Origin of the sequence: Pseudomonas sp. PB103 (genome assembly GCF_009764635.1) — a bacterium.
Lineage (GTDB): Bacteria > Pseudomonadota > Gammaproteobacteria > Pseudomonadales > Pseudomonadaceae > Aquipseudomonas.
In genome coordinates this window covers 115,153-133,344 of record NZ_RWIL01000054.1, presented here as the reverse complement: position 1 = coordinate 133,344, position 18,192 = coordinate 115,153, and the positions used below count along the sequence as shown (strand labels likewise).

At 59.2% G+C, this 18,192-nt stretch carries 22 protein-coding genes; 11 read left to right on the top strand and 11 right to left on the bottom strand.

The features are described 5' to 3' along the window. Positions 1–554: 554 nt before the first annotated feature. A complete protein-coding gene (locus tag EJA70_RS11290) occupies positions 555–881 on the top strand; it encodes a DUF3077 domain-containing protein (protein ID WP_158830788.1) in 327 nt (108 codons plus the stop codon). A gap of 161 nt (positions 882–1,042) precedes the next feature. Here the strand turns inward: EJA70_RS11290 and EJA70_RS11285 are convergent, their stop codons facing one another. Further along, the gene (locus EJA70_RS11285) at positions 1,043–2,884 is read right to left on the bottom strand and encodes a potassium transporter Kup (RefSeq protein ID WP_371924556.1); all 1,842 of its coding nucleotides are present in this window, start codon (positions 2,882–2,884) and stop codon (positions 1,043–1,045) included. A gap of 350 nt (positions 2,885–3,234) precedes the next feature. Here EJA70_RS11285 and rimO point away from each other — a divergent pair, with 350 nt between their 5' ends. The 6 genes from rimO to tsaA all read left to right on the top strand — a co-directional run bounded on the left by rimO (position 3,235) and on the right by tsaA (position 8,476). After that, positions 3,235–4,572 carry a 30S ribosomal protein S12 methylthiotransferase RimO gene (gene rimO, locus EJA70_RS11280; protein ID WP_034154944.1) on the top strand — a complete coding sequence of 446 codons (1,338 nt, stop codon included), beginning with the start codon at positions 3,235–3,237 and terminating at the stop codon, positions 4,570–4,572. A gap of 215 nt (positions 4,573–4,787) precedes the next feature. Further along, on the top strand, positions 4,788–5,261 hold the full coding sequence (locus EJA70_RS11275) for a GNAT family N-acetyltransferase (RefSeq protein ID WP_008085754.1): 474 nt from the start codon (positions 4,788–4,790) through the stop codon (positions 5,259–5,261). Between the two features lie 190 nt (positions 5,262–5,451). Continuing rightward, positions 5,452–6,162 carry an rRNA pseudouridine synthase gene (locus EJA70_RS11270; RefSeq protein WP_158830786.1) on the top strand — a complete coding sequence of 237 codons (711 nt, stop codon included), beginning with the start codon at positions 5,452–5,454 and terminating at the stop codon, positions 6,160–6,162. A gap of 72 nt (positions 6,163–6,234) precedes the next feature. After that, positions 6,235–6,702 (top strand): DUF1456 family protein, encoded by a 468-nt coding sequence (locus EJA70_RS11265; RefSeq protein ID WP_158830785.1) that lies wholly within the window; start codon positions 6,235–6,237, stop codon positions 6,700–6,702. Between the two features lie 121 nt (positions 6,703–6,823). Next, the gene (locus EJA70_RS11260) at positions 6,824–7,594 is read left to right on the top strand and encodes an SDR family oxidoreductase (protein WP_158830784.1); all 771 of its coding nucleotides are present in this window, start codon (positions 6,824–6,826) and stop codon (positions 7,592–7,594) included. A 183-nt stretch (positions 7,595–7,777) separates the two neighbouring features. After that, positions 7,778–8,476: a tRNA (N6-threonylcarbamoyladenosine(37)-N6)-methyltransferase TrmO gene (gene tsaA, locus EJA70_RS11255; protein ID WP_158830783.1), complete on the top strand. Its 699-nt coding sequence runs from the start codon at positions 7,778–7,780 to the stop codon at positions 8,474–8,476. 220 nt (positions 8,477–8,696) lie between these two features. On the opposite strand, the gene fpr is transcribed toward tsaA, so the two are convergent. Beyond that, the gene (fpr, locus tag EJA70_RS11250) at positions 8,697–9,476 is read right to left on the bottom strand and encodes a ferredoxin-NADP reductase (RefSeq protein WP_007908723.1); all 780 of its coding nucleotides are present in this window, start codon (positions 9,474–9,476) and stop codon (positions 8,697–8,699) included. Between the two features lie 133 nt (positions 9,477–9,609). On the opposite strand from fpr, the gene EJA70_RS11245 reads away from it, so the two are divergent. After that, complete coding sequence (locus EJA70_RS11245) at positions 9,610–10,536, top strand: LysR family transcriptional regulator (protein WP_008077179.1); 927 nt, start codon at positions 9,610–9,612, stop codon at positions 10,534–10,536. Here the strand turns inward: EJA70_RS11245 and EJA70_RS11240 are convergent. Further along, the gene (locus tag EJA70_RS11240) at positions 10,533–10,895 is read right to left on the bottom strand and encodes a diacylglycerol kinase (RefSeq protein ID WP_008077178.1); all 363 of its coding nucleotides are present in this window, start codon (positions 10,893–10,895) and stop codon (positions 10,533–10,535) included. The two genes, EJA70_RS11245 and EJA70_RS11240, sit on opposite strands and share 4 nt — an antisense overlap. Positions 10,896–10,969: 74 nt before the next feature. Continuing rightward, the gene (gene erdR, locus EJA70_RS11235) at positions 10,970–11,620 is read right to left on the bottom strand and encodes a response regulator transcription factor ErdR (protein ID WP_158830782.1); all 651 of its coding nucleotides are present in this window, start codon (positions 11,618–11,620) and stop codon (positions 10,970–10,972) included. On the opposite strand from erdR, the gene EJA70_RS11230 reads away from it, so the two are divergent. Further along, positions 11,613–11,771, top strand: a complete 159-nt coding sequence (locus EJA70_RS11230; protein ID WP_157173056.1) for a hypothetical protein — start codon at positions 11,613–11,615, stop codon at positions 11,769–11,771. The two genes, erdR and EJA70_RS11230, sit on opposite strands and share 8 nt — an antisense overlap. A 72-nt stretch (positions 11,772–11,843) precedes the next feature. On the opposite strand, the gene EJA70_RS11225 is transcribed toward EJA70_RS11230, so the two are convergent. Then, positions 11,844–12,593, bottom strand: coding sequence for a tRNA-uridine aminocarboxypropyltransferase (locus EJA70_RS11225; protein WP_158830781.1), 750 nt, complete (start codon positions 12,591–12,593; stop codon positions 11,844–11,846). A 186-nt stretch (positions 12,594–12,779) separates the two neighbouring features. Here EJA70_RS11225 and EJA70_RS11220 point away from each other — a divergent pair, with 186 nt between their 5' ends. Then, complete coding sequence (locus EJA70_RS11220; protein ID WP_008077172.1) at positions 12,780–13,205, top strand: PA3611 family quorum-sensing-regulated virulence factor; 426 nt, start codon at positions 12,780–12,782, stop codon at positions 13,203–13,205. On the opposite strand, the gene EJA70_RS11215 is transcribed toward EJA70_RS11220, so the two are convergent. Then, on the bottom strand, positions 13,206–13,400 hold the full coding sequence (locus EJA70_RS11215) for a hypothetical protein (protein WP_008077170.1): 195 nt from the start codon (positions 13,398–13,400) through the stop codon (positions 13,206–13,208). A 350-nt stretch (positions 13,401–13,750) separates the two neighbouring features. Between EJA70_RS11215 and EJA70_RS11210 the strand changes: the two genes are divergently transcribed. Further along, a complete protein-coding gene (locus EJA70_RS11210; RefSeq protein WP_158830780.1) occupies positions 13,751–14,869 on the top strand; it encodes a TIGR00730 family Rossman fold protein in 1,119 nt (372 codons plus the stop codon). Between the two features lie 57 nt (positions 14,870–14,926). Here the strand turns inward: EJA70_RS11210 and recX are convergent, their stop codons facing one another. The 5 genes from recX to EJA70_RS11185 all read right to left on the bottom strand — a co-directional run bounded on the left by recX (position 14,927) and on the right by EJA70_RS11185 (position 18,176). Beyond that, positions 14,927–15,397, bottom strand: coding sequence for a recombination regulator RecX (gene recX / locus EJA70_RS11205; RefSeq protein WP_008077166.1), 471 nt, complete (start codon positions 15,395–15,397; stop codon positions 14,927–14,929). Positions 15,398–15,405: 8 nt separating this feature from the next. Then, complete coding sequence (recA, locus tag EJA70_RS11200; RefSeq protein ID WP_008077164.1) at positions 15,406–16,461, bottom strand: recombinase RecA; 1,056 nt, start codon at positions 16,459–16,461, stop codon at positions 15,406–15,408. An 83-nt stretch (positions 16,462–16,544) separates the two neighbouring features. Then, the gene (locus EJA70_RS11195; protein WP_158830779.1) at positions 16,545–17,045 is read right to left on the bottom strand and encodes a CinA family protein; all 501 of its coding nucleotides are present in this window, start codon (positions 17,043–17,045) and stop codon (positions 16,545–16,547) included. Between the two features lie 67 nt (positions 17,046–17,112). Next, the gene (locus tag EJA70_RS11190) at positions 17,113–17,631 is read right to left on the bottom strand and encodes a lysis system i-spanin subunit Rz (protein ID WP_158830778.1); all 519 of its coding nucleotides are present in this window, start codon (positions 17,629–17,631) and stop codon (positions 17,113–17,115) included. Then, complete coding sequence (locus tag EJA70_RS11185; protein ID WP_008077160.1) at positions 17,610–18,176, bottom strand: glycoside hydrolase family 19 protein; 567 nt, start codon at positions 18,174–18,176, stop codon at positions 17,610–17,612. Before EJA70_RS11185 ends, EJA70_RS11190 begins: the two co-directional genes overlap by 22 nt. Positions 18,177–18,192 lie beyond the last annotated feature (16 nt).

Here is an 18,192-nt window from a genome sequence, read left to right as displayed (position 1 = left end):
GATAGCGGAGTGTCAGCCACCTATTTGCCAACTGACACACCGCTATCGCGAGCAGGCTCACTCCTACAGGGGAATTGCGCTGGATTCAGAAACTTTATACATGCACTCGTAAATATCTTGACTCTCGATGAAGCCAAAAACGGCAGGTGTCCACATTCCATAAAATATGGACACCTGCATCGTCGGCAACATTGAATCGTCAACCCCGAAAATCACCAGTGGCGTGTAGTCTCGTTTACTTCCCGTCTCGCAATATCGGATGACGCCGACAGACCTTGTAGGCAAACTCCGAATCGCGTGTTGCGGAGCCTTGCCGCCCTGTTGTGCTGTTTTTTGACGGGATACTCTCCGGATGTCGCTGACCCATTCAGCGATCGGGTGTGGTAACCCGGAGAAACCATCGCAACAGCGCGCTCCTCAAATTATGGCGGCTGTGCGTGGGACGCTTTCGGGCGTGCCGGTTTCCTTGGTTCCCGGTTTACCACCCTGCGTACGGCTGCCTCCCTTTCGTGTGGTAACGAAAGTCGCGGCGCTTCGAACCAAGGAGTAACACGATGACCGAAACTGATCTGCACGGATTCGCAAACGTTAAAACCATTGGCTTCACCCCTTTCCTCCACAACTCGGATCAGGCGTTCTTCAACGTCCGCTCCGGCATCCCGATCATCGATGCCTTGTCCCAATCCTCCGACCTGCTGTCCCTCGCCAAATCGTTCGCCGAGGATGCTGCCTTCATCAGAGACACCGACCGCCATGCCTGGGCTGCGCATTACCTGACGGTGATGGGCAAAGCCTTGATTGATGATGCGATTCAGGCGCTGATGCCGCGACCTGCGCGCACGAAGACCGAGTCTGAAGCAGAGATGCCTGAAGGCTTGTAGAGGTTTGAAGATCAAAAGATCGCAGCCTTCGGCAGCTCCTACATGGAATGCGAAACCTGTAGGAGCTGCCGAAGGCTGCGATCTTTTGATCTGAAGTTGCCGCCCACAAAAAAGCCCCCGCCAGCCACAAGGCTGACGGGGGATTCTGCTATAACGCGACGTTACATTTCTACCTGCGTCCCCAACTCAATCACCCGGTTCAGCGGCAGATTGAAGAAGCGCAAATTGCCATTGGCATTCTTCAACATGAATGCAAACAACGCCTCACGCCAACGCGCCATGCCTTCCAGCTTCGAGGCAATCACCGTTTCGCGGCTGAGGAAGTACGTGGTGCGCATCGGGCTGAAGTCCAGATCATCCAGATGACACAGCTTCAGCGCCTGCGGCACGTCCGGCTCGTCGGTGAAGCCGAAGTGCAGGATCACCCGGAAGAAGCCTTCTCCGTGCGCTTCGACTTCAAAGCGCCGCGATGACGGTACGCGCGGGATGTCTTCGTAGACCACCGTCAGCAACACCACCTGCTCATGCAGCACCTGGTTATGCAGCAGGTTGTGCAACAGCGCATGCGGCACGGCGTCGGAGCGCGCTGTCAGGAAAACGGCTGTGCCCTGCACCCGATGCGGCGGTTGCACGCGGATGCTGCTGATGAAGATCGGCAGCGGCAGCGCGCCTTCGTCGAGGCGTTCGACCAGCAGTTGTTTGCCGCGCTTCCAGGTGGTCATCAGCACAAACAGTGCGATACCGGCGATCACTGGGAACGCACCGCCCTGCACGATTTTCGGCACGTTGGCGGCGAAGTACAGGCCGTCCACCAGCAGGAAGCCGATCAACACCGGCACCGCGAGGATCGGTGGCCATTTCCACAGCAGCAGCATCACCGCCGACACCAGAATGGTGGTCATCAGCATGGTGCCAGTCACCGCCACGCCGTAGGCCGAGGCCAGTGCGCCTGAGGATTCGAAGCCCAGCACCAGCAGCACCACGCCGACCATCAGCGCCCAGTTCACCGCGCCAATATAAATCTGGCCCTGCTCATCGCTGGAGGTGTGCTGGATGTACATGCGCGGAATGTAGCCGAGCTGAATCGCCTGACGAGTCAGGGAGAACGCGCCGGAAATCACCGCTTGCGAGGCTATCACCGTGGCCATGGTCGACAGACCGACCAATGGAATCAGCGCCCAGCTCGGTGCCAGCAGGTAGAACGGGTTACGCGCCGCCTCCGGGTTGTCGAGCAGCAAAGCACCCTGACCGAAGTAATTGAGCACCAGCGCCGGCAATACCAGGATGAACCACGCGCGGGCAATCGGCTTGCGACCGAAGTGGCCCATGTCGGCGTACAGCGCTTCGGCACCGGTCAGCGCCAGCACCACAGCGCCGAGGATCGCCACGCCCATGCCCGGATGAACGACGAAGAAATTCACCGCCCACATCGGGTTCATCGCATGCAGCACTTCTGGCGTGTGGCTAATGCCATACACGCCGAGGGCGCCGAGGACGAGGAACCAGGTGACCATAATCGGCCCGAACAGGATGCCGATTCGCGCGGTGCCATGGCTCTGGATCAGGAACAACCCGACCAGCACCACCAGCGACAGCGGCACGACCCAATGGTCGATGCCATCAAACGCCAACCCCAGACCTTCAATCGCCGACAGAACGGAAATCGCCGGGGTGATCATGCTGTCGCCGTAAAACAGCGCCGCGCCGATCAGTCCGCACACCACCAGCAACGAGCGCAGTTTCTTGCGATGCCCTGCCGCCCGCCGCGCCAGCGCCGTGAGCGCCATGATGCCGCCCTCGCCCTGGTTGTCGGCGCGCAGCACGAACATCATGTACTTGATCGACACGACCCAAATCAGCGACCAGAAGATCAACGACAGAATGCCCAGCACGCCGTCGTGGTTGACCGGTACGCCGTAACCGCCGGAAAACACTTCCTTAAGGGTGTACAACGGGCTCGTGCCGATGTCGCCGTAAACTACCCCGACCGCCGCGACCAGCATGCTCAGCGGCTTGGAGGCCGAACCCTCGGCGCCTGCCGCATGACTACTTGCCTGACCCATCCAACACTCCTACTTCTCAGAACCGGCTTCTTTGAATGAAGCACTATGCTTTGTGGTGCAGCATGCGCTGTTTTACCTGTTGTTACAGACCATTTGTTGACTGTAAAAAATTGGTAAAGCTCAACGGCGCCAAGCATAGCGCAGCACTCGTCGTATTTCCCTGCATAAAGCTGGTCAAGTGCGTTGCCCGCCGCTAGAATTGCGCACTTTTTGATCAGAGGCGCACCTTAAGCGCCCGTCCGTCGGCTTTCGCACCAAGAAAGCGATGTCACAAAATACCGAGGTTAGACATGTCCACCACTCCTGCGCCGGCCAATCCAAAGGTTGGCTTTGTATCTCTGGGTTGCCCGAAAGCACTGGTCGACTCCGAGCGCATCCTGACCCAGCTGCGCATGGAAGGCTATGACGTGGTGTCCACCTATCAGGACGCCGACGTTGTAGTCGTCAACACCTGCGGTTTCATCGATTCGGCCAAGGCTGAGTCGCTGGAAGTGATCGGCGAAGCGATCAAGGAAAACGGCAAGGTGATCGTCACCGGTTGCATGGGCGTGGAAGAAGGCAACATCCGCAACGTGCACCCGAGCGTGCTGGCCGTGACCGGTCCGCAGCAGTACGAGCAAGTGGTCAACGCTGTGCACGAAGTCGTGCCGCCGCGTAAAGATCACAACCCGCTGATCGACCTTGTGCCGCCGCAAGGCATCAAGCTGACCCCGCGCCACTACGCGTACCTGAAAATTTCCGAAGGCTGCAACCACAGCTGTTCGTTCTGCATCATCCCGTCGATGCGCGGCAAACTTGTCAGCCGTCCGGTCGGCGATGTGCTCGACGAAGCTCAGCGTCTGGTCAAATCCGGCGTTAAAGAGTTGCTGGTGATTTCGCAAGACACCAGCGCATACGGCGTCGACGTGAAATACCGCACCGGTTTCTGGAACGGCGCGCCGGTGAAAACCCGCATGACCGAGCTCTGCGAAGCGCTGAGCACCCTCGGCGTCTGGGTCCGTCTGCACTACGTTTACCCGTACCCGCACGTTGACGAGCTGATCCCGCTGATGGCCGCCGGCAAGATCCTGCCGTACCTGGACATCCCGTTCCAGCACGCCAGCCCGAAAGTGTTGAAGTCGATGAAACGCCCGGCGTTCGAAGACAAGACCCTGGCGCGCATCAAGAACTGGCGCGAAATCTGCCCGGATCTGATCATCCGTTCGACCTTCATCGTCGGCTTCCCGGGCGAAACCGAGGAAGACTTCCAGTACCTGCTGAACTGGCTGACCGAAGCGCAGCTCGACCGCGTCGGCTGCTTCCAGTACTCGCCGGTTGAAGGCGCTCCAGCCAATGATCTGGATCTGGAGATCGTTCCGGACGACGTCAAACAGGATCGTTGGGATCGCTTCATGGCGCACCAGCAGGCGATCAGCTCGGCCCGCCTGCAAATGCGCATCGGCCGTGAAATCGAAGTACTGGTGGACGAAGTCGACGAGCAAGGCGCGGTTGGCCGCTGCTTCTTCGATGCCCCGGAAATCGACGGCAACGTGTTCATCGACAACGGCAGCAACCTGAAGCCGGGCGACAAGGTCTGGTGCAAAGTCACCGACGCTGACGAATATGACCTGTGGGCCGAACAGATCTAACACCGCATACCCTGTAGGAGCTGCCGAAGGCTGCGATCTGTTGATCTTGATCTGAAAAAACCAGATCAACAGATCGCAGCCTCGTTTCACTCGTCAGCTCCTACCGGGATTCGGGATAGCGCTGAATTTAAAAGCCTCGCTCGATGCGGGGCTTTTTTACGGCTATCGTTTAGCGGGGGACGGACTCCCTTGAAACAGACAAGAGGCAGACGGGCATGCGTCACCATTCGGTCATCCACACGCCGAAACTCAGCGATTATCAGGAACTGACCCGGGTCTGGGAGGCCTCGGTTCGCGCCACCCATGATTTTCTGCCGGAGAGCTACATCGAACTGCTGCGCAATTTGGTGCTGACACGTTATCTCGATGCGGTGATGTTGATCTGCACCAAGGACGCCGACCAGCGCATCACCGGGTTCGCCGGGGTGGCAGCGGGCAAGATTGAAATGTTGTTCATCGATCCCGATCATCGCGGCCAGGGTTTGGGCAAGAAACTGCTCAACTACGCCATGCAGCATCTGAATGCCGATGAACTCGACGTCAACGAACAGAACCCGCAGGCACTGGGTTTTTATTTCAAGCAGGGTTTTGAAGTGATCGGCCGCTCTGAAGTGGATGGCATGGGCCAGCCGTACCCGTTGCTGCACATGCGCTTGCGCCAAACCCAAACACGCTCAAGCCACGCCTGACACACCAAGGAGCCCCTGTGGGAGCTGGCTTGCCAGCGATGCAGACGCCTCGGTCTGACAGATCCACCGAGGTGATGCCATCGCTGGCAAGCCAGCTCCCACAGGGAATACGGACACCGTGAAAATGGAACCGGGCTTAACCGGCGCCACACAGGTACAATGCCCACCCCTTTTTTGTTACGGCCCTGTCATGACTGACCCGATTCGCCTCTCCAAACGCCTCATCGAACTGGTCGGTTGCTCCCGCCGGGAGGCCGAGCTGTTCATCGAGGGCGGCTGGGTCACCGTGGATGGCGAAGTGATTGACGAGCCGCAATTCAAGGTCGGCGACCAGAAGGTCGAGCTCGACAAGGACGCCCAGGCCACTGCGCCGGAGCCGGTGACCATCCTGCTCAACGCGCCGGCGGGCATGGACGTCGAGACCGCCATGCAGTCGCTCTGCGCCGAAACCCTCAGCGAAGAGCACCGCTTCAGCAAGCGCCCGTTGCGCGGGCACTTCCTGCGCCTGACCGCCAGCGCCGACCTGCAAGCCAAGGCCAGCGGCCTGCTGGTGTTCACGCAGGACTGGAAAATCCTGCGCAAGCTCACCGCTGACGCCGCGAAGATCGAGCAGGAATACATTGTCGAAGTCGAAGGGGACATGGTCGCCCACGGCCTCAACCGCTTGCAGCACGGCCTGACGCACAAGGGCAAGGAGCTGCCGCCGGTCAAGGCCAGCTGGCAGAACGAAAACCGTCTGCGCTTCGCCATGAAAAACCCGCAACCGGGGATCATCGCCCAGTTCTGCGAAGCGGTCGGCCTGAAGGTCATCGGCATCCGCCGCATCCGCATCGGCGGCGTCTCGATCGGCAAAGTCCCGGTCGGCCAATGGCGCTACCTGTCCGGCAAAGAGAAGTTCTAAGACTTCCACTGCCGCCACACATTCCGGCAGCGCGCCCGCGTGCTGCCCACAACGCTTATCAGGATTACTCACATGATTCATAACGACGTATTGCGCAGCGTGCGCTACATGCTCGACATCAGCGACAAAAAGGTTGTCGAGATCATCAAACTCGGCGGCATGGACGTAGAACTCGCTGACGTGCTGACCTGGCTCGACAAGAAAGAAGAAGACGAAGAAGGTTTCGTGCGCTGCCCGGACGAAGTCATCGCACACTTCCTCGACGGCCTGGTGATCTTCAAGCGTGGCAAGGACGAAAGCCGTCCGCCGCAGCCGATCGAAGTGCCGGTGACCAACAACATCATTCTGAAAAAGCTGCGCGTGGCCTTCGAACTGAAAGAAGACGACATGCACGCGATCCTCAAGGCTGCCGAGTTCCCGGTGTCCAAGCCTGAGCTGAGCGCACTGTTCCGCAAGGTTGGCCACACCAACTATCGCCCGTGCGGCGACCAGTTGCTGCGCAACTTCCTCAAAGGGCTCACGCTGCGCGTGAGAGCTTAAAAGCAGCTACAAGCTGCAAGCTGCAAGTTGCCACACCGCGTTAACTTGTAGCTTGCAGCTTGCCACTCGAAGCTGGCCGCATGGCCTAAAGTGTACTGATCCCTAATCTTCAGGACTCGCCATGCACCCGTATTTCTCCTTACAAGGCCGCACCGCTCTGGTGACCGGCGGCACCCGTGGTATCGGCAAAATGATCGCCAAAGCCTTTGTCGAGGCTGGCGCGCGCGTCTATGTCTGCTCACGTGACGCCGAAGCCTGTCATCAAACCGCGGAAGAACTCAGCGCCTTGGGCATCTGCCACGGCATGGCGGCGAATCTGGCGAGCGAAGAAGGCGTGCAGGAACTGGCCGCGCGGTTGGGCGAGCAGATCACTCATCTGGATATTTTGGTTAACAATGCCGGCACCACTTGGGGCGCGCCGCTGGAGAGCTATCCGGTCAAGGGCTGGGAAAAGGTCATGCAGCTCAACGTGACGTCGGTGTTCAGTTGCATCCAGCAGTTTCTGCCCTTGTTGCGCAAGGGGGGTTCGGCGGCGAATCCGGCGCGGATTATCAATATTGGCTCGGTGGCAGGGATTTCTTCGTTTGGTGAGCAGGCGTATGCCTACGGGCCGAGTAAGGCCGCCTTGCACCAGTTGTCGCGGATTCTGGCGCGGGAACTGGTGAGCCAGCACATCAACGTCAACGTAATCGCGCCGGGAAGGTTTCCGAGCAAGATGACTCAGCATATTGGTAATGATCAGAAAGCATTGGCTGAAGATACGGCGTTGATTCCGATGAAGCGTTGGGGGCGTGAAGAGGAGATGGCGGCGTTGGCGATCAGCCTGGCGAGTACGGCCGGGGCGTATATGACCGGGAATATCATTCCGCTGGATGGTGGGTTTAGCCTCTGACATCGGCGGTGAAGCTATCGCTGGCAAGCCAGCTCCCACAGGTTTTGTGGTTTGCACAAATGATTCCAACGCCCGAGAACCTTGTGGGAGCTGGCTTGCCAGCGATGGCGACCGCCCGCCCACCACCAGACTTGAGGGCTGCCGGGTTATCATGCCCACCCTGCCCCGCTTCGAATGCAAACCATGACTTACAGCGTCTCCCCCATCGGCTTCGTGCGCTCCTGCTTCAAGGAGAAATTCGCCATCCCGCGCCAGCCACAACTGGCCCCTGCCGCCCGTGGCGTGCTGGAACTGGTGGCGCCGTTCGATCAGGGTGACGCCGTGCAGGGTCTGGAACAGGTCAGCCATGTCTGGCTGCTGTTTTTGTTTCATCAGGCACTGGAAGAAAAACCACGGCTGAAAGTCCGCCCACCACGTCTTGGCGGCAATAAGTCCATGGGCGTATTCGCCACCCGCGCGACACACCGGCCGAACGGCATCGGCCAATCGGTGGTGAAACTGGACAAGGTCGAAGCCAATCGGCTGTTCATCTCCGGCATCGATCTGCTCGACGGCACGCCGGTTCTCGACGTCAAACCCTACGTGCCCTACGCCGACATCATCCCCAACGCCGCCAACAGCATCGCCAGTGCGGCGCCGCAGCTGATTGACGTGCAGTGGACGGACTCGGCGCTGAAACAAGCGCACACACACGCTCAGCGCCTTGATGAGCCGTTGGTGGCTTTGATTGAACAGTGTTTGGCTCAGGACCCGCGTCCGGCGTATCAGACCCCGGCACCGGAACGTGAATACGGCGCGCAATTCTGGGATCTGGATGTGCGCTGGCATTACCCGACGCCCGAGCAGATCCGCGTGCTCGAAGTCATCCCCGCCAACGCCTGAGACCTCGCTCAATGTAGGAGCTGCCGAAGGCTGCGATCTTTTGATCTTTTGATCTTATGTTTAATGGATCAAGATCAAAAGATCGCAGCCTTCGGCAGCTCCTACAGGTAAATGTTGCGAGCATAAAAAAGCCCCCATTGCCGGCAAAGACAATGGGGGCCGATCGTTCCCACGCTCTGCGTGGGATGCATCCGTAGACGCTCCGCGTCACCTGAACAGCTTACTTCTCGACGAATGCACGCTCGATCAGGTAGTCACCCGGCTCGCGCATCCGCGCCGAGATCTTCAGGCCGAAGCTGTCGAGCACTTCGCTGGTCTCGTCGAGCATGCTCGGGCTGCCGCAGATCATCGCGCGGTCGTCCTGCGGGTTGATCGGTGGCAGGCCGATGTCGCTGAACAGCTTGCCGCTGCGCATCAGATCGGTCAGACGGCCCTGATTCTCGAAAGGCTCGCGGGTCACGGTCGGGTAGTAGATCAGCTTGTCACGCAGCGCTTCGCCGAAGAACTCGTTCTGCGGCAGGTGCTCGGTGATGAATTCGCGGTAAGCGACCTCGTTGACGTAACGCACACCGTGAACCAGGATCACTTTTTCAAAGCGCTCGTAGGTTTCCGGGTCCTGAATCACGCTCATGAACGGCGCCAGGCCAGTGCCGGTGCTCAGCAGGTACAAGTGCTTGCCCGGGTTCAGGTCATCGAGAACCAGGGTGCCGGTAGGCTTTTTCGAGATGATGATCTCGTCGCCTTCCTTCAAGTGCTGCAGCTGCGAGGTCAGCGGGCCGTCCTGCACCTTGATGCTGAAGAATTCCAGATGCTCTTCCCAGTTCGGGCTGGCGATCGAGTAAGCGCGCATAAGCGGGCGGCCGTTGGGCTGTTGCAGGCCGATCATCACGAACTGACCGTTCTCGAAGCGCAGGCCCGGATCGCGGGTGCACTTGAAGCTGAACAGAGTGTCGTTCCAGTGATGAACACTGAGGACACGCTCGTGGTTCATGTTGCTCATGTACGTTTGACTCCTGGAGATTGGGTCTGCGCTGGCTTTTGAAGGCGACGGTGCGCAATTGCATCGCATTCTAATAGCGACGACAATATCTGTTAACTGGATTATTAAGATAAGGGTTATCGGTTATATCGATATGCGATTTACTCTCCGTCAACTGCAAGTCTTCGTCGCCGTCGCCCAGCAGGAAAGCGTATCCCGTGCTGCGGGTCTGCTCAACCTCTCGCAGTCGGCCGCCAGCACCTCGATCACCGAGTTGGAGCGCCAGTCCAGCTGCCAGCTGTTCGACCGTGCCGGCAAGCGGCTGAGCCTCAACGCCCTCGGCAAACAACTGTTGCCGCAAGCAGTGGCCCTGCTCGATCAGGCCAAGGAAATCGAAGACCTGCTCAACGGCAAATCCGGTTTCGGCTCGCTGTCGGTCGGCGCGACGCTGACCATCGGCAATTACCTGGCGACCCTGCTGATCGGCAGCTTCATGCAGCGCCACCCGGAAAGCCAGGTGAAGCTGCACGTGCAGAACACTGCCAATATCGTGCAACAAGTTGCCCACTACGAAATTGATCTGGGTCTAATCGAAGGCGATTGCAGCCACCCGGACATCGAAGTGCAGAGCTGGGTCGAGGATGAGCTGGTGGTGTTCTGTGCGCCGCAACATCCGCTCGCCCAACGCGGCAGCGCAACCATGGAAGAGCTGACCCATGAAGCGTGGATTTTGCGCGAACAAGGTTCCGGCACACGGCTGACCTTCGATCAGGCCATGCGTCACCATCGCAGCTCGCTGAATATCCGTCTGGAGCTGGAACACACCGAGGCGATCAAACGCGCGGTGGAATCAGGGCTGGGGATTGGTTGCATCTCGCGACTGGCACTGCGCGATGCGTTCCGACGCGGCAGTCTGGTACCGGTGGAAACGCCGGATCTGGATCTGGCGCGGCAGTTCTACTTCATCTGGCACAAGCAAAAGTATCAGACTTCGGCCATGCGCGAGTTTCTCGAACTGTGCCGCGCTTTCACCGCCGGGGTTCAGCGCAGCGACGAGATCGTTTTGCCGACAATCGCTTAAAGCAGAATCACCGCCCACACCAGACCGATCATGCTCAGCGCGACGAATTGCGCGGCGCTGCCCATGTCCTTGGCGTTCTTCGACAGCGGGTGCAGTTCCAGCGAGATGCGGTCGATGGCCGCTTCGACCGCCGAATTCAGCAGCTCGACGATCAGCGCCAGCAGGCACACCGCGATCAACAGCGCCTGTTCAACACGGCTGACATTCAGAAAGAACGTCAGCGGAATCAGGATCACGTTGAGCAACACCAGTTGGCGGAACGCTGCTTCACCGGTGAAGGCCGCGCGCAGACCGTCCAGCGAGTAACCGGAGGCGTTGAGGATGCGTTTCAGGCCGGTCTGGCCCTTGAAAGGTGACATAAAGTAGAAACCAACCAAAAAGGAGTGGGAAAGCTAGTTCAACAAAAGTCAAAAAAGCGTGAAGACGCCAGCCTTTATTGGCTCGGAATTGACTCAAGTTGTTGCAGCAGTAAAGCCGCTTGCGTGCGAGTGCGCACATTCAACTTGCGAAAGATCGCCGTAACGTGGGCCTTGATGGTCGCTTCCGACACACTCAGTTCATAGGCAATCTGCTTGTTGAGCAGGCCTTCGCAGACCATGGTCAGCACGCGGAACTGCTGCGGGGTCAGGCTGGCGAGCCCGTCGCTGGCGGCCTTGGCTTCGTCGGAAACGGCAACCGCTTCGAACGCCTGCGGCGGCCAGAACACATCGCCATCGAGTACTTTACGCACCGCTTCCTGAATCACGCTCAAGTCGCTGGACTTCGGAATGAAACCACTGGCGCCGAATTCACGAGACTTGACCATCACCGAGGCTTCTTCCTGCGCCGAAACCATCACCACCGGAATCTGCGGGTATTGCCCGCGCAACATGACCAACCCGGAAAACCCGAAAGCGCCGGGCATGTTCAGGTCCAGCAGGACCAGATCCCAGTCGGCTTTTTCGGTCAGGCGGATTTCCAGTTCGGCGATGCTTGCGACTTCGACCAAGCGTACATCAGGGCCGAGGCCCAGCGTCACCGCTTGATGAAGGGCGCTACGAAACAGAGGGTGATCATCGGCAATCAGGATGTCGTATGTGGCCATTTTTCAAATGATCCTGTTTTTGATGGCAGACGCGGTGCATTCCGGTCTGGCCAAAGCAACTCAAGATGCCGCTTTCAAGCGATATCCACAGGGGCACGTTCAACGCCAATCAACAGCAAACACGGCGTTTCAAACCTTGGCCGCACCCTAATCGGCGCCAAGCATGCCCAGCGAAGACGGGGTGGTCAAGCAGCACGGCCGCCGCTGCGTACAGTATGGGCCACTATGGCGCCAACTCTGGCTGCGGCTTTCGTATATAGGGCAGCAACTCGGCGTGGGCCGGGGTGGATTCATTCATGTCCAGTTGCTGCTTGGCGCCGAGGTAATGCTGGCTGAACACGTCAAAATAGGCGTCCAGCGCAGAAGCGGCGTCCGAGTCACCGGCCAATTCCAGGCACAGCGCCGCGACTTCGGCGGTGCACAGATGCTCGCTGCGGGTCGAGCGGCGCAAGCGATAGCGCGAGAGTTTGTCGGGCAGCAGGCTCAAGATCGGCAAGCGGTCGAAATACGGACTCTTGCGGAAAATCTTCCGTGCTTCGGTCCAGGTCGCATCCAGCAGAATGAACAGCGGGCGCTTGCTGCTATCGACAGCGACGGTGTTGGTCACTCGCGACGGCTCGACGTACTCGCCCGGGAACACCAGATACGGCTGCCATTGCGGGTCGTTGAGCAGCGCCAGCATCTGCGGATCGGGCTCGGTGCGCGACCAGATGAATGCATGGTTATCACGCACCACGTCGGCAATCAGCCAACCGGTGTTGCTCGGCTTGAACACTTCCTTGCCGGTCATGATCAGGCACACGGCCGATCGCGTTTCGACACTGGGTCGCCAGGCACACAGGCAATGACTGATGATGACCCGGCAGTCTCGGCAGCGTTCGGAGCGAAAACCACGGGCCTGGATAGGCTTGATGCCTTCATCTTCGCGTTGATCACGCAAACGGGCGACGGCGTTGGGGGCATGATGGGTCACGGGCAACGCCTTACGGCAGGAAAACTCGACACGCACAGCACTCGGCAGGGCAATAAAAGCCGGCAGTTTACCAGAGCGACGGGCACAAGCCTGTACCCTCCCGACCGGCTCCCCTATAATTCGCCGCCACTGAACGCACAGCCCCGAGGCTGGTCGAACCACCAGCCACCGAATCAGGAGATTTTCATGCTGCGCCTTATCGTTCCCACCGCTGCCATTCTGCTGGCGTCGTCCTTCACCGCTCAGGCTGCCTCCCTGAGTGAGCAGAATCTGAACCGCGAGCTGCGCAACGTCGCCGCCCAGAGCAGCGTCGGCACGCCACGCGCCATCAGCGAAGACATTCTTGATCAGGGCTTCACCGTTGAAGGCACGCAGTTGATCAACCACTTGAGCGTGCAAAAGAGCCACGCCGACAAAATGCGCGCTGACCCCAAAGCCGTGTACTTCCAGTTGGGCGCCTCGGTGTGCAACAACCCGTCGTTTCGCAAGCTGATGGCCAAGGGCGCGATCATGCGTTACGACTTCACCGAAGTGAAAACCAACAAGGCGATCGGCTCCGCCAGCTACCAGGAATCGGATTGCCCGAAAGCCGGCCCGGCGAAGAAGAAGTAATCATCGCGAATTGGCGCGCCGCTGTTCATCCTCGGCGCGCAGTTCGGCCAGCAAGGCCTGTAAATAGTGCGAACGGCGCTCGCCGCCCGCCAACCGCCGGCAGCACTCCTCTTCGAGACTGACATGATTAGTCTCGGCTGATGCCTTCAACATCCGATACAGCTGCGTATCGATCTCCAGAATCACTCTGGCCATGTGTCCCGCCTCCTTGCCACCCGCAAATCCTTGAATCGCGTGCACCTTGCGTACGGTCGATGACGCAAAGCTGTCGTACGGCGCCTGTCAGTTAGTTAATCAGAGCGATTGCCGCCCGGCGCACCTTCGGACGAGCGGTGATGGCACTGGCTGAAAATCAATAAACGGTTGCCAGCCAAAACTTTACGGCGCAATGATCAAGTCAGCGCAAATGCGCGCCAAGGTCTAGATTCAGAGTATTCCGATCATTTTTCAACGGCAGGCAAGGAACTGCCGATCGTGTGTTTTTTGCAGCGCGGCACTGACGCCGCTCGTCAGGGCCATCCGCTCTGTGCAGAAGGAGACGTTGAATGCCTTACCAACCGAATGACCTCTTGAGCCGTCATTTTCAGGAAAGCGGCCCCGACCTTATCAGCCAGGTCGAAGCACAACTCAGCCGTGTTTCCCCCAACAGCCCGAACATTCCCATTTACCGCGACATGATCCTGACCGTGCTGCGCATGGCTCAGGAAGACCATAACCGCTGGAACGCCAAGATCACCCTGCAGGCCCTGCGCGAACTTGAGCAGGCATTTCGGGTACTGGAACAATTCAAGGGCCGACGCAAAGTCACCGTATTTGGCTCGGCGCGTACGCCAGTCGAACATCCTCTGTATGCCATGGCCCGTGAACTCGGCGCCGCCCTGACGCGTTCGGACATGATGGTCATCACCGGTGCCGGGGGCGGCATCATGGCCGCCGCGCACGAAGGCGCCGGCCGCGATCACAGCCTCGGCTTCAACATCACCCTGCCCTTCGAACAACATGCCAACCCGACCGTCGACGGCACTGGCAATCTGCTGCCGTTCCACTTCTTCTTCACCCGCAAGCTGTTCTTCGTCAAGGAAGCTGACGCGCTGGTGCTGTGCCCGGGCGGTTTCGGCACGCTGGATGAGGCGCTGGAAGTACTCACGCTGATTCAGACCGGCAAAAGCCCGCTGGTGCCGGTGGTACTGCTGGATGCGCCGGGCGGCACCTTCTGGCAAGGCGCGATGGATTTCATCCGTCAACAACTGGAGGAAAACCGCTACATCTTGCCGACCGACATGAAGCTGATGCGTCTGGTCTATACAGTTGAGGAAGCGGTAGATCAGATCAACCAGTTCTACAGCAACTTCCACTCCAGCCGCTGGCTCAAGCGGCAGTTCGTGATTCGCATGCATCACACGCTCAGCGATCAGGCGTTGGCGCACATGCAGGAAGCATTCGCCGATCTGTGCCTGAGTGACCAGTTTCATCAACACTCTTACGCCGGCGAGGAACACGATGAAGCGCAGTTCAGTCATCTGGCGCGACTGGCCTTCGCTTTCAATGCACGCACTCATGGGCGCCTGAGGGAGTTGATCGATTACATCAACCTGCCGGAAAACTGGGCCGATTCAAGACCGCAAACAGTTGAGCGCTCGCGCGAACCATCAAAGGCAATTTGAAGGCAAAAAAAAACGGCCCGCTATTTTCATAGCGGGCCGTTTTTTATTGAATCGGTTTTAATCGTCCATGCCTCGACCGCTGAACAAGCGGTTGATCATCTCCATCGAGAACCCTCGATATGCCAGGAACCGGCCTTGCTTGGCCCGCTCTTTGGCATCAATCGGTAAATGCCCGGAGAACTTGCGACGCCATGTGTCCTGAAGTTGCTCCTGCCAACTGATACCGCTTTCGCGCAGGGCGAGTTCGATATCGGCACGTTGCAAGCCGCGCTGGCTCAGTTCCTCGCGAATCCGCAAAGGGCCATAGCCGGAACGGGCACGGTAGGAAACAAAGCTTTCAAGGTAACGGGCTTCGGAAAGCAGGCCCTCTTCCGTCAAACGGTCGAGGGCTGTTTCGATCATCTCCGCCTCGGCGCCGCGCTGACGCAGTTTGCGTGTCAGCTCGACTCGACCGTGCTCGCGGCGTGCGAGCAGGTCCATGGCGGTTCGTCGCACCGCGACGAGGGTATCGAGTACGGCGGTGGTCATCGCTGCAATCAGATGTCAGCGTCGGCCAGGTCGTCTTCAGTCTCTTTGACTGCAGAAGCCTTGGAGTCGATCACTGTCGGCGTCAGCAGTTTGTCACGCAGTTGTTTCTCGAGCTTCGCGGCGATTTCCGGGTTGTCCGCCAGGAACTTGGCCGAGTTGGCCTTGCCCTGACCGATCTTGGTGCCTTCATAGGCATACCAGGCGCCGGATTTTTCAACGAAACCGTGCAGCACGCCCAGGTCGATCATCTCGCCGTTGAGGTAGATGCCTTTGCCGTAAAGAATCTGGAACTCGGCCTGACGGAACGGCGAAGCGACCTTGTTCTTCACAACCTTGACGCGGGTTTCGCTGCCGACCACTTCGTCGCCTTCCTTCACCGCGCCAGTACGGCGGATGTCGAGACGGACCGAAGCGTAGAACTTCAGCGCGTTACCACCGGTGGTGGTTTCCGGGCTGCCGAACATCACGCCGATCTTCATACGGATCTGGTTGATGAAGATCACCAGGCAGTTGGCGTTCTTGATGTTACCGGTGATTTTACGCAGCGCCTGGGACATCAGACGGGCTTGCAGGCCCACGTGCATGTCACCCATTTCGCCTTCGATTTCAGCCTTCGGTACCAGTGCAGCCACGGAGTCGACGATGATCACGTCAACCGCGTTGGAGCGCACCAGCATGTCGGTGATTTCCAGCGCTTGCTCACCAGTGTCCGGCTGGGACACCAGCAGGTCGTCGACGTTGACGCCCAGCTTGCCGGCGTACTCAGGGTCGAGGGCGTGTTCGGCGTCGACGAATGCGCAGGTCGCGCCGGCTTTTTGAGCCTGGGCGATCACCGACAAGGTCAGTGTGGTTTTACCGGAAGATTCAGGACCGTAGATTTCAACGATACGGCCTTTTGGCAGGCCGCCAATGCCGAGTGCGATGTCCAGACCCAGAGAGCCAGTGGAGATAGCCGGGATCGCCTGACGGTCCTGATCGCCCATACGCATCACGGCACCCTTGCCGAATTGACGTTCGATCTGACCCAGGGCCGCAGCCAAGGCTTTCTTCTTGTTGTCGTCCATTAAAGTCCTCACGTAATCAATAAGGCCTGACGGCCAACACCTGTATAAGTAGCCAGTATTATTCCACAGCGTTCGCGGATCGCCTACCCCTGATTTTCGATTTCTCGTGCCGCTAGTCGCAGGAGCCCCTCTAGCGCGGCCTTCACCGTTTGTCGGCGGACTTCATCGCGGTTACCGGGGAAGTGTTGAACCTCAGTGGTAACCGCCTCGCCAACGCCCCAGGCCAGCCACACCGTGCCCACCGGTTTGCTCGGTGAACCACCGTCCGGCCCAGCCACGCCGCTGACCGCGACGGCAAATCGCGCCAGGCTTTTGTCTTGAGCGCCACGCACCATGGCCTCGACCACCTCGGCACTGACCGCGCCCACCGTCTCGAACAACTCGGCCGGCACATTCAGTTGCAGGGTTTTCTGCCGATTGGAGTACGTCACATAACCGGCCTCGAACCACGCCGAACTGCCGGGGATCCGCGTGATCGCTTCTGCGATGCCACCACCGGTACAAGACTCGGCGGTGGTCACGTGGGCATTGAGCACTTGCAGACGTCGGCCAAGCTCGGCGGCCAGTTGGGTGATCTCTTTCACGGCGCTCTCCGGATCGTGTGGAATGCCTCCACCGTACACGAGCCGGTTGCGCTTTCAATACACAGACTCATTCAAAATGTTCGGGCGCCAACGCTCTGACATAAGCCTGACACGCCTGCAAAGCAATCAGTCCGCGGTCGCCGCTGTCGGTGATGGCGATAATTCGTTGAGCATGCGCCGGGTCAAGTCGGGCGCGTACGGTTGCATGATCCACGCCGCCGGTGCCGGCGGTGGCGGGCACGCTGCAGCCTTGGGCAACGTCGCCGGCGTCGAGAAGGACCGACAGGCGCACATCAGCAGTAGCAAGACGATCGCGCAAGCGATCCTGATCACGTTGGGCATCGCTCAGCGCTCGGTAGTGGCTTTGTTCACTGGCCGAGAGCCGTTGCTCCAGCGCCAGACGTTTATCCTGCTCGACCTGTTGGACCGAAGCGGCAGCCAGATTCTGTTGGTTCAGCACCTCCGCGTTTAACCGGGCCTGCTCGGCCAGTTGCCGGCCGTAGCGCCAGTCCTGCAACTGCCAGGCCGCCGCAAAAGCGCCCGCGGCCAGCAAAAGAAGGCCGATCACGCGCCAGGAGAAAGGCATAGCACCGCCCTCGCCCGCGCCCAGATCTCCAGACGATCCTGCAAGCCGTTCAACCCGCCGTTTATACGCCGCGTGATGGTGTTGAACTGATCGCGGTCGGCCAGCTCGTTGAGGCCGTTCTGTTCCCAGAACCATGCTGCCGATTCGGCTGCCCATTGTGGTTGCTCGAGCAGTTCAGGCAACGACAGCAGACGCTCATCGCCGAACAGCCCAAGGCTGCATTGGCGATAGTTGCTGCGGCCGGTGATCTGAATCAGCCCACGCCCACGGTATTTTTGCCCGTCGCCATCAGCCTCTGGCGTATTGCCCAAACGCAAGGCCAAGGTGCCGGTGTCGTATTTGCTCAGGTATTGGTTGTTGCCCAGTTCACGCACATAGCGCAATTGCCCGGACTCGTGGCCGACCTGCGCCAGAAACGCAGCCATGCGTTTGGGCGTGTCGATACGACGGCGAGTCATGGCTGCGTTGAGCGCAGAAACAAAAACGCCCGCTTGGGAGCGGGCGTTGGGCATGATGTCGATAAGGTTGTTTTCAGTTATTTGCATAATGCTTGATCCTCCC